Origin of the sequence: Citrobacter sp. Cpo126 (assembly GCF_030332445.1) — a bacterium.
Taxonomy (GTDB): Bacteria; Pseudomonadota; Gammaproteobacteria; order Enterobacterales; family Enterobacteriaceae; genus Citrobacter; species Citrobacter portucalensis.
Map to the genome: position 1 here is coordinate 41224 of NZ_JAOWHT010000029.1, position 14320 is coordinate 55543.

At 53.7% G+C, this 14320-nt stretch carries 10 protein-coding genes; 1 reads left to right on the forward strand and 9 read right to left on the reverse strand.

Annotated elements, in window-relative coordinates; translation table 11 throughout:
* Positions 1-60: 60 nt before the first annotated feature.
* Both relA and rlmD read right to left on the reverse strand, forming a co-directional pair.
* On the reverse strand, positions 61-2295 hold the full coding sequence (gene relA, locus OGY17_RS06980) for a GTP diphosphokinase (RefSeq protein ID WP_003825690.1): 2235 nt from the start codon (positions 2293-2295) through the stop codon (positions 61-63).
* Between the two features lie 100 nt (positions 2296-2395).
* The gene (rlmD, locus tag OGY17_RS06985) at positions 2396-3694 is read right to left on the reverse strand and encodes a 23S rRNA (uracil(1939)-C(5))-methyltransferase RlmD (protein WP_008785684.1); all 1299 of its coding nucleotides are present in this window, start codon (positions 3692-3694) and stop codon (positions 2396-2398) included.
* A gap of 57 nt (positions 3695-3751) precedes the next feature.
* Here rlmD and barA point away from each other — a divergent pair, with 57 nt between their 5' ends.
* Entirely contained in the window at positions 3752-6508 is a 2757-nt protein-coding gene (barA, locus tag OGY17_RS06990; protein WP_008785685.1) for a two-component sensor histidine kinase BarA, read from the forward strand.
* Positions 6509-6635: 127 nt separating this feature from the next.
* Here barA and OGY17_RS06995 read toward each other — a convergent pair whose 3' ends face one another.
* From OGY17_RS06995 to OGY17_RS07025, 7 genes are all read right to left on the reverse strand, one after another.
* Complete coding sequence (locus OGY17_RS06995) at positions 6636-7778, reverse strand: glycerate kinase (RefSeq protein WP_008785686.1); 1143 nt, start codon at positions 7776-7778, stop codon at positions 6636-6638.
* Positions 7779-7860: 82 nt separating this feature from the next.
* A complete protein-coding gene (gene gudD, locus OGY17_RS07000) occupies positions 7861-9201 on the reverse strand; it encodes a glucarate dehydratase (RefSeq protein WP_008785687.1) in 1341 nt (446 codons plus the stop codon).
* A 20-nt stretch (positions 9202-9221) separates the two neighbouring features.
* Positions 9222-10562 (reverse strand): enolase C-terminal domain-like protein, encoded by a 1341-nt coding sequence (locus OGY17_RS07005; protein WP_008785688.1) that lies wholly within the window; start codon positions 10560-10562, stop codon positions 9222-9224.
* Between the two features lie 2 nt (positions 10563-10564).
* A complete protein-coding gene (gene gudP / locus OGY17_RS07010) occupies positions 10565-11917 on the reverse strand; it encodes a galactarate/glucarate/glycerate transporter GudP (RefSeq protein ID WP_008785689.1) in 1353 nt (450 codons plus the stop codon).
* Positions 11918-12259: 342 nt separating this feature from the next.
* Positions 12260-12709 (reverse strand): flavodoxin, encoded by a 450-nt coding sequence (locus tag OGY17_RS07015; protein ID WP_008785690.1) that lies wholly within the window; start codon positions 12707-12709, stop codon positions 12260-12262.
* A gap of 19 nt (positions 12710-12728) precedes the next feature.
* On the reverse strand, positions 12729-13511 hold the full coding sequence (gene truC, locus OGY17_RS07020) for a tRNA pseudouridine(65) synthase TruC (RefSeq protein ID WP_286606744.1): 783 nt from the start codon (positions 13509-13511) through the stop codon (positions 12729-12731).
* On the reverse strand, positions 13511-13840 hold the full coding sequence (locus tag OGY17_RS07025; protein WP_003825670.1) for a YqcC family protein: 330 nt from the start codon (positions 13838-13840) through the stop codon (positions 13511-13513). Before OGY17_RS07025 ends, truC begins: the two co-directional genes overlap by 1 nt.
* Between the last annotated feature and the right edge of the window lie 480 nt (positions 13841-14320).

A 14320-nucleotide genomic window follows, 5' to 3' on the forward strand; every position in this document is an offset into this window, starting at 1 on the left:
CCTGATGGCAACGCTAACGCGTCTTATCAGGCCTACAAGGTTATCCGGTCTACAAAATAATTAATTACCGTGCAAGCGACGTGCGTCGATCACATCCGGTACCTGGTTCAGCTTGCCGAGCACGCGCCCGAGCACCTGCAGGTTATAAATTTCGATGGTCATATCGATGGTGGCCAGCTGTTGTTTGGTATCACTTCGGCTGGCAACTCCCAGCACGTTCACCTTCTCGTTGGCGAGAATCGTGGTGATATCACGTAACAAGCCGCTGCGATCGTTGGCCTGGACGCGAACCACCAGCGAATACCCTGCCGAGTAGCTTTCGCCCCAGACTGCATCAACAATACGTTCCGGCGCATGGGAGCGCAGCTCAGCCAGCTGTTCACAATCCGCCCGGTGCACGGAAATACCGCGTCCCTGGGTAATAAACCCGACAATCTCATCGCCTGGAATCGGCTGGCAGCAGCGGGCGATGTGGTGCATCAGGTTACCTACCCCTTCCACCACCACACGACCGTCGTCTTTACGACGGCTCTGCGGTGCCTGCGTTTTCTGCTGAAGCTGTTTCAGCGCGGCGGCATCCTGTTCGGCAGCGCTTGGCTTATTAAACTGCGCCTGCAGGAAGTTCACCATTTGGTTGAGGCGGATGTCTCCTCCGCCAATCGCCGCCAGCAACTCGTCCAGCTCATTGAAGCTGTAGCGCGGTAGCAGGTGTTTTTCCGCCTCTTTCAGGCTGATACCTAAATGCGCCAGCTCATCGTCGAGGATCTGGCGACCAGCAAGGATGTTCTTATCGCGATCCTGTTTACGGAACCAGGCGTGGATCTTCGAACGCCCACGACTGGTGGTTACGTAGCCAAGGTTAGGATTCAGCCAGTCGCGGCTTGGGTTTGGCTGTTTCTGGGTGATAATTTCAATTTGATCGCCCATCTGCAGCTGGTAGGTAAACGGTACGATGCGCCCACCAATTTTCGCGCCAATGCATCGATGCCCCACATCGCTATGAATGTGGTAAGCAAAATCGAGCGGCGTGGAGCCCGCAGGTAAGTCTACAACGTCCCCTTTTGGCGTAAAGACGTACACGCGGTCATCAAAGACCTGGCTACGGACTTCATCCAGCATTTCACCGGAATCCGCCATCTCTTCCTGCCAGGCAATCAGCTTACGCAGCCACGCAATGCGATCTTCATGACCAGAACGCGCCGCGCCTGAAGCGGTGCCCTCCTTGTACTTCCAGTGCGCCGCGACGCCCAGTTCGGCATCTTCGTGCATCTGTTTGGTACGGATCTGAATTTCGATGGTTTTCCCGCCCGGCCCCAGTACAACCGTATGGATTGACTGGTAGCCATTGGGTTTCGGATTAGCAACGTAATCATCGAACTCATCCGGCAGATGGCGATAGTGAGTATGTACTATCCCGAGTGCGGCATAGCAGTCCTGTAAACGCTCTGCCACGATACGCACTGCGCGTACATCGAACAGTTCATCGAAGGCCAACTGCTTTTTCTGCATTTTGCGCCAGATGCTGTAGATATGCTTCGGACGTCCATACACTTCGGCTTTGACGCCTTCCGTTTTCATCTCTGAGCGCAAATGACCGACGAACTCATCAATGTAATGTTCCCTGTCGATACGACGTTCATGCAGCAGCTTGGCTATGCGTTTGTATTCAGCCGGGTGCAGATAACGGAAGCAATAATCTTCCAGCTCCCATTTTAATTGTCCGATTCCCAAACGGTTGGCCAGCGGTGCATAGATATTGGTGCACTCTTTTGCCGCCAGAACGCGTTCATCTTCCGGCGCATCTTTCACTTCACGCAGATGGGCAATCCGCTCTGCCAGCTTGATGACCACACAGCGGAAGTCATCCACCATTGCCAGCAGCATGCGACGGACGTTATCGACCTGCTCGGAAGAAACTGAATCGGTATGCGTGGCTTTAAGCTGGCGTATCGCCGCCATATCACGCACACCGTGGATAAGATGAACAATGGATTTGCCCACGCTCTCGCGCAGGATGTCTTCACTGACCACGTTGGCATCAGCCAGAGGGAACAGCATTGCTGCACGCAGCGTGTCGATATCCATGCTCAACATGGAGAGAATTTCTACCATCTCCACGCCACGCCACAGCAGCAGATCCGCATCCGGATGCCCCTGTGTCTGCTGGAGGCAGTACGCCCAGGTTTCGGCTAAGCGTTCACACGACTGCTGGCTGGAGATCCCCAGACTCGCGATCCATTTCTTTGGATCAAACTCACCAGCTTTATTTATATGTGCACTTCTTACCGCAACCATTGTCCTCTCCTTAAGGGGCCAGGCCTGTCGAAGTCGACAAGCCCTACCCATTGTCTTTCATGCTGCATTACAACCCGAAATCCAATGGGTACAAAATTCATTACAAACGCTCAAACAGGACCATTGATTCCAGGTGTCCAGTGTGCGGAAACATATCGAGCATCGCCAGTCGCCGTATGGCGTATCCAGCGTTGAGCAAAGCATCGCTGTCACGAGCCAGCGTTGCTGGGTTACAGGATACATAAACAACGCGTATAGGTTCTAATTTTATAATATGTTGCATCACACCTGCAGCCCCCGCACGCGCAGGATCGAGCAATACTTTGTCAAATCCGTTTTTCGCCCACGGCTGTCGGGTAACATCTTCCTCAAGGTTTTCATGAAAGAATGTCACATTGTGTAATCCGTTATTCAGCGCGTTTTCTCGGCCTTTTTCCACCAACGCCGGAACACCTTCCACGCCAACCACGCTTGCTGCCCGAGTTGCCAGCGGTAGGGTAAAATTTCCCATGCCACAGAACAGATCGAGTACACGATCTTCAGGTTGCACATCCAGCCATTCCAGCGCACGGGCGACCATTTGTTGGTTTACCCCTTCATTGACCTGAATAAAATCGCGCGGGCTGAAGGTTAACCGTAGTCCATTTGAATCATACCAGGGCGATTCTTCTGATATTGATTCCAGTATCTCGCTTTGCGGGGCCAGAAACAAAGACAGCCCCTGAGAATGCGAAAAGCATTCCAGTTTTTCTTTATCCGCAGCACTCAATGGCGCCGTGTGGCGCAAAATCATCAGGGTTCCGCTTCCCGCCTGCACCAGTTCGACATGGCCAAGATGGCGTAACCCTTGCAGACTTTCCAGACACGCTCTGAGATGGGGCAATAACGCCTCAAGCTGGGGCACCAAAATAGGGCATTGTTTGACATCGATAATGTCGCTGGAACCGGATTTGCGAAACCCCATCTGCAATTTTTGTTCTTTTGGCCGATAGTTCAGACTCAAACGTGCGCGACGACGATAGCCCCACGGCGCATCAGCTATAACATCCGACACCTCACATTTCATTAAACGCGACAACGCTGCGCTTTTGCTACGCTGCTGCAATGAGATGCTGGCATGCTGCTGCTGGCAACCGCCGCACACGCCAAAATGCGGGCAACGTGGCACTTCACGCTGTGGGCTGTCGTTTAAACGTCGTTTTACTTGCGCGCGGGCAAACTGTTTTTTATCTTCGGTAATCACCACCTCGGCGCTTTCCTGGGGTAGCAATTCCGGTATAAACAACGCCTTTCCGTTATGGCGAGCGACGCCCTGACCAAAAGGATCGAGGTCATTGACGGTAACGGTTATGATCTGACGCGTCGTCACGCGTCGTTTTGCAGAGTAGAATTGCGCCATCGACGAGATATTTCTCTATTTAACAGTGTGACCCTAATTGTCCCATAACGGAACTCCATGACCAACTACAGCCTGCGCGCACGCATGATGATTCTGATCCTGGCCCCGACCGTCCTGATAGGTTTGTTGCTCAGTATCTTTTTTGTTGTGCATCGCTATAACGACTTGCAGCGTCAACTGGAAGATGCTGGTGCCAGCATCATTGAACCACTCGCGGTCTCCAGCGAATATGGCATGAACCTGCAAAACAGGGAATCCATCGGCCAGCTTATCAGCGTGCTGCATCGTCGCCATTCCGATATCGTGCGGGCAATTTCTGTTTATGACGAAAATAACCGACTGTTCGTCACCTCTAATTTTCATCTCGATCCGTCTGAAATGCAGTTGGCGACAGGTTCACCGTTTCCCCGAAAGCTGAGCGTCACCCGGCACGGGGATATCATGATCCTGCGAACCCCTATTATATCGGAAAGCTATTCACCGGATGAATCCGCAGTAAGCGACGCCAAAAACACCAAAAATATGCTGGGGTATGTGGCGCTTGAGCTGGACCTTAAGTCCGTACGATTGCAGCAGTACAAAGAGATCTTTATCTCCAGCGTAATGATGCTGTTTTGTATTGGTATTGCGTTAATTTTCGGCTGGCGTCTAATGCGCGACGTGACCGGCCCGATTCGCAATATGGTGAATACCGTTGACCGAATACGTAGAGGACAGCTCGACAGCCGCGTGGAAGGTTTCATGCTGGGCGAGCTGGATATGCTTAAAAATGGCATCAACTCGATGGCCATGTCTCTCGCGGCCTACCATGAAGAGATGCAGCACAACATCGATCAGGCCACCTCTGACCTGCGCGAAACGCTGGAGCAGATGGAAATCCAGAACGTCGAGCTGGATCTGGCGAAGAAACGCGCCCAGGAAGCGGCACGTATTAAGTCTGAGTTTCTGGCAAACATGTCCCACGAGCTGCGAACACCGCTGAATGGCGTGATTGGCTTCACCCGTCTGACGCTAAAAACCGAGCTCAACACCACACAGCGCGATCACCTGAATACCATTGAACGCTCGGCTAACAATCTGCTGGCCATCATCAATGATGTACTCGACTTCTCCAAACTTGAGGCGGGCAAGCTGATTCTGGAAAGCATTCCGTTCCCGCTGCGCAGCACGCTGGATGACGTCGTTACGCTGTTAGCGCATTCATCCCATGATAAAGGGCTTGAGCTGACGCTGAATATTAAGAATGACGTACCGGACAACGTCATCGGTGACCCGTTGCGTTTACAGCAGGTGATCACCAATCTGGTCGGCAACGCCATCAAATTTACCGAGGGCGGCAACATCGACATTCTGGTCGAGAAGCGAGCCCTTAGTAACACGAAAGTGCAAATTGAAGTACAAATCCGCGATACCGGGATCGGTATTCCTGAGCGCGATCAATCCCGCCTGTTCCAGGCTTTCCGTCAGGCGGATGCCAGTATTTCCCGGCGTCATGGCGGAACCGGGCTAGGTCTGGTCATTACGCAAAAACTGGTCAACGAAATGGGTGGAGATATCTCCTTCCACAGCCAGCCTAATCGGGGTTCCACGTTCTGGTTCCATATCAGCCTCGATCTCAACCCTAACGTTATCGTTGACCGCTCAACCACGCTCTGTCTTGCCGGTAAACGACTGGCCTACGTCGAACCTAACGCCACCGCCGCACAATGCACGTTAGATATCTTGAGTGAAACACCGCTGGAGGTGATTTACAGCCCTTCGTTCTCCGGGTTGCCAGCGGAGCACTACGACATTCTGTTGCTGGGCATTCCGGTCACTTTGCGCGAACCACTCACCATGCAGCATGAGCGGCTGGCGAGCGCAGCAGCGATGACCGACTTCCTGTTGCTAGCCTTGCCTTGTCATGCACAAATTAACGCAGAGAAATTGAAACAGGGCGGCGCGGCGGCGTGTCTGTTGAAACCTCTCACCTCAACCCGCTTACTGCCTGCGCTGACAGAGTATTGTCAGCTAAACCACAGCGCGGATCCGCTGCTGTTAGATGAAAGCAAAATTGCGATGACCGTCATGGCGGTAGACGACAACCCGGCGAACCTCAAGCTGATTGGCGCATTGCTGGAAGATAAGGTCCAGCACGTCGTGCTTTGCGACAGCGGGCATCAGGCGGTGGATCGCGCCAGACAAATGCCGTTTGACCTGATCCTGATGGATATTCAGATGCCAGACATGGACGGCATTCGTGCCTGCGAACTGATCCACCAGCTTCCTCATCAACAGCAGACACCAGTCATTGCGGTCACCGCACACGCCATGGCCGGGCAGAAAGAGAAGCTGCTCAGCGCCGGGATGAACGATTACCTGGCGAAGCCTATCGAGGAAGATAAGCTGCATAATCTGCTGTTACGTTACAAACCGGGCGCAAGCACATCGCTGCGGGCACTCACCGCAGAACCTCTTGAGCCAGTCGTCAATCCGAACACGACGCTCGACTGGCAACTGGCATTAAGGCAAGCCGCGGGTAAGAACGATTTGGCGCGGGATATGCTGCAAATGCTGATCGATTTTCTGCCTGAGGTGCGTAACAAAATCGAAGAGCAACTGGTCGGAGAGAACCCCGAAGGGCTGGTGGATATGATTCACAAGCTGCACGGCAGTTGCGGTTATAGTGGTGTCCCCCGCATGAAAAACCTGTGTCAGCTCATTGAACAACAGCTACGCAGTGGAACCAAAGAAGAAGAGCTGGAACCTGAATTTTTAGAGCTTCTGGATGAAATGGACAACGTTGCGCGCGAAGCGAAACGGATATTGGGGTGATATTCGCCGGATGCGGCGTAAACGCCTTATCCGGTCTACAGGTTTCGCTGTTTACCGTAGGCCCGATAAGCGTCGCGCATCGGGCACATCGCCGAATCCGGCGTGACCGCCTTATACGACCTACAACTCAGCGTAATTGCTGCCCTGCTTTGAGCGTTGCGGCTACGTTTCGCGCCGTCATTCGTACGTTGTCGCTCGCGTTCTTCAGCGCCTCATCCAGGGTACAAATGGAGTAGATGACGCTGAAAACCGCATCCAGCCCATGCTCGTGGACCACACCGACATCCGCCGTCAGGCTACCTGCGATACCGATAACCGGCTTGTTGTAACGCTTTGCGACCTTCGCTACGCCAACAGGAACCTTACCGTGAATGGTCTGACTATCAATGCGCCCTTCACCTGTGACCACTAAATCCGCATCCGCAACGCAGGCATCAAGGTGTAACGCATCGGTCACTATCTCAATACCGCAGCGTAACTGTGCGCCGCAAAACGCATACAGTGCCGCCCCCATACCACCCGCCGCACCACCACCGGCCAGATCCAGCACGTTGACGTCCAGATCGCGGGCAATGAGTTGCGCATAGTGCGTGAGCGCCCGATCCAGGCGGGTAATCATCTCCGGCGTCGCCCCTTTTTGCGGACCAAAAACCGCAGATGCGCCCTCTTTTCCAGTCAACGGGTTGGTCACATCGCAAGCAACTTCTATACGGCACCCGGCAAGACGGCTGTCTAACTGAGAAATATCAATCCGGGACAGAGATTCCAGACCGATTCCGCCTTGCGCAATTTCGTTATTTTGCGCATCCAGCAGTTTTGCTCCCAGCGCTTGCACCATCCCGGCACCGCCATCATTGGTGGCGCTACCGCCAATCCCAATGATGATATGCTCAACGCCAGCGTCCAGCGCATGACGGATTAACTCCCCGGTTCCCCAGGATGTCGTTTTCAGCGGATCGCGTAACCCCACAGGAACCTGTTCCAGCCCGCTGGCGGCCGCCATTTCGATAAACGCCGAGCGCTCATCACCAGATAAACCATAAAATGCCTGAATTGTGTTGCCCAAAGGGCCGGTAACATCAACATGCACAAGGTGACCTTGCGTTGCGGCAACCATCGCTTCGACCGTTCCTTCACCGCCATCTGCAACCGGAATCTTCACGTAATCCGCATCGGGCCAGATCTCACGAAACCCCAGCTCTATAGCCGTTGCCACCTCAAGCGCACTCAAACTTTCCTTATAGGAATCGGGTGCGATTACTATTTTCATAAAGCATCCTTACGCATGTTGATTATGTTAAGCATACACCAGGAGCAAAACCGCTCACTCTATAGGAGCGGTCCTGGATCACTTAGCGAACCATGCACGGACGCTTATTATCAAACGTCCAGTTCGGGATAAGATACTGCATACCCATCGCATCATCACGCGCACCCAGTCCATGTTGCTGGTACAGTTCATGCGCTTTCATGACCTGATCCATATCCAGCTCCACGCCCAGACCCGGTTTTGCCGGAACCTGCACCATGCCGCCTTTGATTTCAAACGGCTCTTTGGTCAAGCGCTGGTTGCCTTCCTGCCAGATCCAGTGGGTGTCGATAGCGGTTATTTTACCCGGAGCCGCCGCCGCGACATGCGTAAACATCGCCAGCGAAATATCAAAGTGATTGTTAGAGTGCGATCCCCAGGTCAGCCCGAACTCATGGCACATCTGCGCCACACGGACAGAACCCTGCATGGTCCAGAAGTGCGGGTCCGCCAGTGGGATATCCACAGACTGCAACGACAGCGTATGCCCCATCTGACGCCAGTCGGTGGCGATCATGTTGGTGGCGGTCGGCAGACCGGTGGCGCGGCGGAACTCCGCCATCACTTCACGACCAGAGAAGCCCTGCTCGGCACCGCACGGATCTTCCGCATAGGCCAGAGAACCCTTCAGATATTTGCCGATCTTAATCGCTTCATTTAGCGACCACGCGCCGTTCGGATCCAGCGTGACGCGGGCCTGCGGAAAGCGTTTCGCCAGCGCGACAATAGATTCCGCTTCTTCTTCCCCGGCCAGTACGCCGCCTTTCAGTTTAAAGTCGTTGAAACCATACTTCTCATACGCGGCTTCCGCCAGGCGCACTACCGCATCCGGGGTCATCGCTTCTTCATGACGCAGACGATACCAGTCGCATTTATCATCCGGCTGACTCTGGTACGGCAGCGGCGTTGCCTTACGGTTACCCACGAAGAACAGATAACCCAACATTTCAACTTCGCTACGCTGCTGGCCATCCCCCAGCAAAGAGGCGACGTTTACACCCAGATGCTGACCTAACAGATCCAACATGGCCGCTTCGATCCCAGTAACCACATGAATAGTGGTACGTAAATCGAAGGTCTGCAAACCGCGACCGCCCGCATCACGATCGGCAAAAGTATTGCGTACTGCATTCAGCACGTTTTTGTATTCACCTAACGTTTTACCTACCACCAACGGGATCGCATCTTCCAGAGTTTTGCGGATTTTTTCGCCGCCGGGAATTTCACCCACGCCGGTATGACCGGAGTTATCTTTAATAATCACAATATTGCGCGTGAAGAACGGAGCATGTGCGCCGCTCAGGTTCATCAACATGCTGTCATGACCCGCAACCGGAATAACCTGCATAGAGGTAACCAATGGGGTAGAAAATTGTGCGCTCATAATTAAGTCCTTATTCAAAATTAGTGGCGGCCGAAAACGGGACGTTTACGGTCAAAAGTCCATCCGGGGATCAGATACTGCATTGGGCCTGCGTCATTACGCGCGCCGCCGGGCAGCGCCTTATAGGCTTCATGCGCTTTCTGTACCTGATCCCAGTCCAGTTCCACGCCCAGACCGGGCGCATCGGGTACCGCAATTTTTCCGTTTTTAATCTCCAGCGGATTTTTGGTCAGGCGGCAATCGCCCTCCTGCCAGATCCAGTGGGTATCAATAGCCGTTGGATTACCCGGTGCAGCCGCACCGACGTGGGTAAACATCGCCAGCGAAATATCAAAATGATTGTTAGAATGGCAGCCCCAGGTCAGGCCCCAGTCATCGCATAACTGTGCCACGCGTACCGCGCCAGAAAGGGTCCAGAAGTGCGGATCGGCCAGCGGAATATCTACTGAATTCAGCATCACCGCATGGCCCATTTCACGCCAGTTGGTAGCTATCATGTTCGTTGCTACCGGCAGACCGGTTGCACGGCGGAACTCGGCCATCACTTCACGGCCAGAAAAACCCTGTTCAGCGCCGCATGGATCTTCGGCGTAGGTCAGAACATCGTTCAGCCCTTTACACAGGGAGATGGCTTCATCCAGCAGCCAGGCACCGTTGGGATCAACCGTAATACGCGCATCCGGGAAGCATTTTTTCAGCGCACGAGCGGTGTCGATTTCCTGCTCACCAGGCAGTACACCACCTTTGAGTTTGAAATCTTTAAAGCCGTAGCGATCCTGCGAAGCCTGAGCCAGACGTACCACTGCCTCACTGTTCATCGCTTGCTGATGACGCAGGTGATACCACTCATGGTTTCCCGACGTGCTTTCCAGATACGGTAAATCGGTCTTTGTGCGATCGCCCACGTAGAACAGATAACCGAGTACGGTGACCGCATCGCGCTGCTTGCCCGGCCCTAACAGTTCACAAACCGGCACGTTCAGCGCCTTACCCAGCAGGTCGAGCAATGCGGCCTCCAGCGCCGCTACCGCATTGACCCGTAGTTCAAAGGTCCAGGCGCCTTTGCCAAAGGTGTCAAAATCAGCGGCCTGGTTGCCCTTATGCACCTGCTGCACCACCTTATTCAGGCGCGCCACTTCCTGGCCCAACACCTGCGGAATCGCATCCACCAGCGTCTGATAAATCACTTCACCACCAGGCGCTTCACCGACACCGGTGTTTCCGGCATTATCGGTGAGCACCACGATATTACGAGTAAAGTATGCGTTATGCGCGCCGCCAATATTGAGCAGCATGCTGTCATGACCGGCCACCGGGATGACCTTCATATCGGTAATAACGGGACTCGATTGTGTTGTCATCATCATTGTCCTGCGACAGGTTTCAGTTCGATACGTTTAATATCGCCCACCAGCACCAGATAGCTCACCACCGCAATCAGCGCATGTACCCCGACGTAAATCAACGCGCCGTTAAACGAGCCGGTAGTCCCGACGATGTAGCCGATAGCAATTGGCGTGACGATGCCGGAGATGTTGCCAAACATGTTGAACAAACCGCCGCTCAGACCGCTGATCTCTTTAGGTGCGGTATCAGCCATCACCGCCCATCCCAGCGCGCCGATGCCTTTGCCGAAGAAGGCCAGCGCCATAAAGCCAATGATCATCCACTCGACGTTGACGTAGTTACAGAACACCATCACCATCGATAGCAGCATCCCCATGACGATTGGCGTTTTACGGGCGATATTCAGCGAACCGGTACGGCGCATCAGCCAGTCGGAAATAATGCCGCCGAGCACGCCGCCGGCGAATCCGCAAATGGCCGGAACCGAAGCAACAAAACCGGCTTTCAAAATCGACATACCGCGAGCCTGCACCAGATAAACCGGGAACCAGGTGATAAAGAAGTAGGTCAGCGCGTTAATGCAGTATTGGCCGATGTAAATCCCGATCATCATCCGTGAACCCAGCAGCTGTTTGATTTGCCCCCACTTCACGCTAAACGGCACTTTTGTTTTGGCTGCCGCCTGATCCATGTTGATCAGCGCCCCACCTTCGGCAATGTACTCCAGCTCTTTTTGGTTTACGCCTGGATGCTGGTTAGGTTCATGAATCACCTTCAGCCAGACGAAGCTGATAACAATCCCAAGACCGCCCATAAAGAAGAACACGTGCGACCAACCCACTTCGTGGGTCAGCCAACCCATGATTGGCGCAAAGATAACAGTGGCAAAGTATTGCGCAGAGTTAAAGATAGCGACCGCTGTGCCCCTTTCCTGTGCCGGGAACCACGCCGCCACAATACGACTGTTGCCGGGGAAGGAGGGCGCTTCAGCTAAACCGACGAGGAAACGCAGGGTAAACAGCGCAACGATAATGCCGAAACCACTGAAGATATCGACAAAACCCTGCAGCAGGGTAAACATGGACCAAATAAAGATGGACCAGAAATAAACGCGTTTTGAACCAAAGCGGTCGAGCAACCAGCCGCCGGGGATCTGGCCGATAACATAGGCCCATGAGAAAGCGGAGAATACATACCCCATCCCTACCGCATCCAGACCAATGTCTTTGGCCATCTCCGAACCGGCAATGGATAAGGTGGCGCGATCACCGTAGTTGAAGGATGTGACGATAAACAGCATCACCACTATCCAGTAGCGAGCGTTAGTGCGTTTTTCCGCGCTGCTCGCCGCCTGACTTAATGAACTCATTGTTGCACTCCTGAATCCTGGCTTTCGCCAGTTCATTCTGTACAGCACCTGTAGGGTGATCAGAATGAGAGGTTAGTGTGTGGCAGTGTTGGTACAGCTCAGGGCCGTTTTATTCTGACTCGCTGCCATTCCGGGAACTGACGGGAAAAGTATATGAAGGAGTGCCACTGACCCTCACCGTGCATGAACACAACATTAGGGAGGCAGTGAGAAGTTGTTTGGGGCATAAGCCCAAAGTTGTGGAAGTTAGTTCACGTAATTGGGGTTTTATTGCCGGGTGGCGGCTTCGCCTGACCCGGCCTACGGTTCAAATGAGGGGTGCATGCCCGTACGGGCGGGGGGTTATTTAAGCAAAGTTCCCCAGTTTTCTACCCACGGATTAGATTCACTTTCCGGTTCAGGATGCTCGCTGGCATCAATCAGCAGCATTTCCCCTACGCGGTGGGCGCTTTGTTCCTGCAACAAAGCATCGAACTGTTTGCCGCCATTGCAGAAATTAACGTAGCTACTGTCGCCCAGCGCAATGACTCCGTAATGCAGATTTGGCTGGAAACCGAGATTATCTTTGATCCCCTGAAACAGCGGTACGATGCTATCCGGCAGATCGCCCTGCCCGGTCGTTGAGGTCACTACCAGCACATATTTATCCTGATATGCCTGCCAGTCGCTAAGCTCCGGATCTTCGAACACCGTGGCTTTATGACCCTGCGCCGTCAAAATAGCTTCGGCCTCTTCGGCAACCAGCAGCGCGTTTCCGTACATCGTGCCGACAAAAATTCCAATTTCCGCCATAACCGTAATCTCCTGGGACTTAAGAATCTATCTGCTCATCCTGACCTGACAGCCCGCTGAACTCAACCCTTTCATTCTCAGGGAGAAGTCCACGCCAGCCAAACTGTGATAACGCCTGCATCCAGACGTCATCCAGTCCGGCGCGAATAACCAGCGGTTCACCGGTGAAAGGATGGGTCAGCGCAAGCTGGCTGGCATGCAGCATCAATCGCTGACAACCAAAATGCTCTGCGGCGCTGCGATTTTGCCGCAAATCACCGTGCTTGCTGTCGCCGATAATCGGATGGCGCAAGTGCGCCAGATGGCGTCTGAGCTGGTGCTTGCGACCGGTTTTAGGGTCCAGCTCCACCAGCCCGTAACGGGTAGTCGGATAACGCCCGGTCGCTACCGGCATTTCTACCGTTGCCAGGCCACGATAATGAGTGACAGCAGGCTGCGGGCCTTTATCATCGCGTGCAAACTTATCGGCAATCTTATCCAGCTCTTCGACCAGCGGGTAATCCAGCACGGCATCATCCATCAGCCAGCCACGCACAATCGCATGATAGCGTTTCTGAATTTGATGATGTTCAAACTGCTGGGACAGCAAACGTCCGGCTTCGCCGGACAGTCCCATCAGCAGCACGCCGGAGGTTGGTCTGTCGAGACGATGGGCGGTAAATACGTGCTGACCAATTTGGTCGCGCACCGTTTGCATCACCACCACTTTCTCATCCCGGTCAAGCCAACTGCGGTGAACCAACCAGCCCGAAGGTTTATTGACGGCGACCAGCCATTCGTCCTGATAAAGAATTTCCAGCATCAGGCGTTATCACTTGTAAACAGCGCATCCAGCTCCTGCAATGCCGCCAGAAGAATGTCGCGTTGCGGGTGATCGGCTGCCAGCGCCATTTCGTAATACGGTGCGACGGCAAAAGCTTGCGGAAGCGGCTGCGCGTTATCAATCAACGTATGCATGCGGGGAATCAACACCCACTGCAGCCACTCGACCGGCTCCATGGTATCCATACAAAAAGGCTGCGTACTGGTAAACAGATGCTCTGCTGGCTCATCCATCCGCCAGTGATGATGTTCACGCAGTAGCGCTTCAAGTGCGTGTAACTGCTGGCGCACACGGTCATGAGTCGTCATGAAATTAACCTCAATGATGAAAAAATCTGGCGCGAAGAATAGCACTAGTGAAGGGAAATAAAAAAAGGGAGCACTGTAAAAACAGTGCTCCCGGTTCGTTTCGCAGCATTCCAGCTACTTTTAGTGCTCCCTGCTCATCCGTGACAACTTTTCCTGTGGTCTTGCGACCGTGTTCATCCTGAACTTTTGCATCCTGCTCACATCACCCCGATGTGAAAACTTCATCCTGAAGTATCCTGGCCATCCAGACCCGCCGAACATCCTGACCGGCTCTCATTCTCCATCCTGGAGGTGTCCTTTAACGCATCCAGCGTCTTCCTCTTTGCTTCGTCCTGAAGCCTGTCCTTGCAACACCGTCCTGGTGTGTCCTGGCGAAGAGCCATCATCCTGATGTTCTCTTCGTTGTGCGACTCCTTGTCGACAGATATAGAATCGCCTGTTTCGCTTTGTCTTACAAGATGCTTACAGGCTTACCCTTAC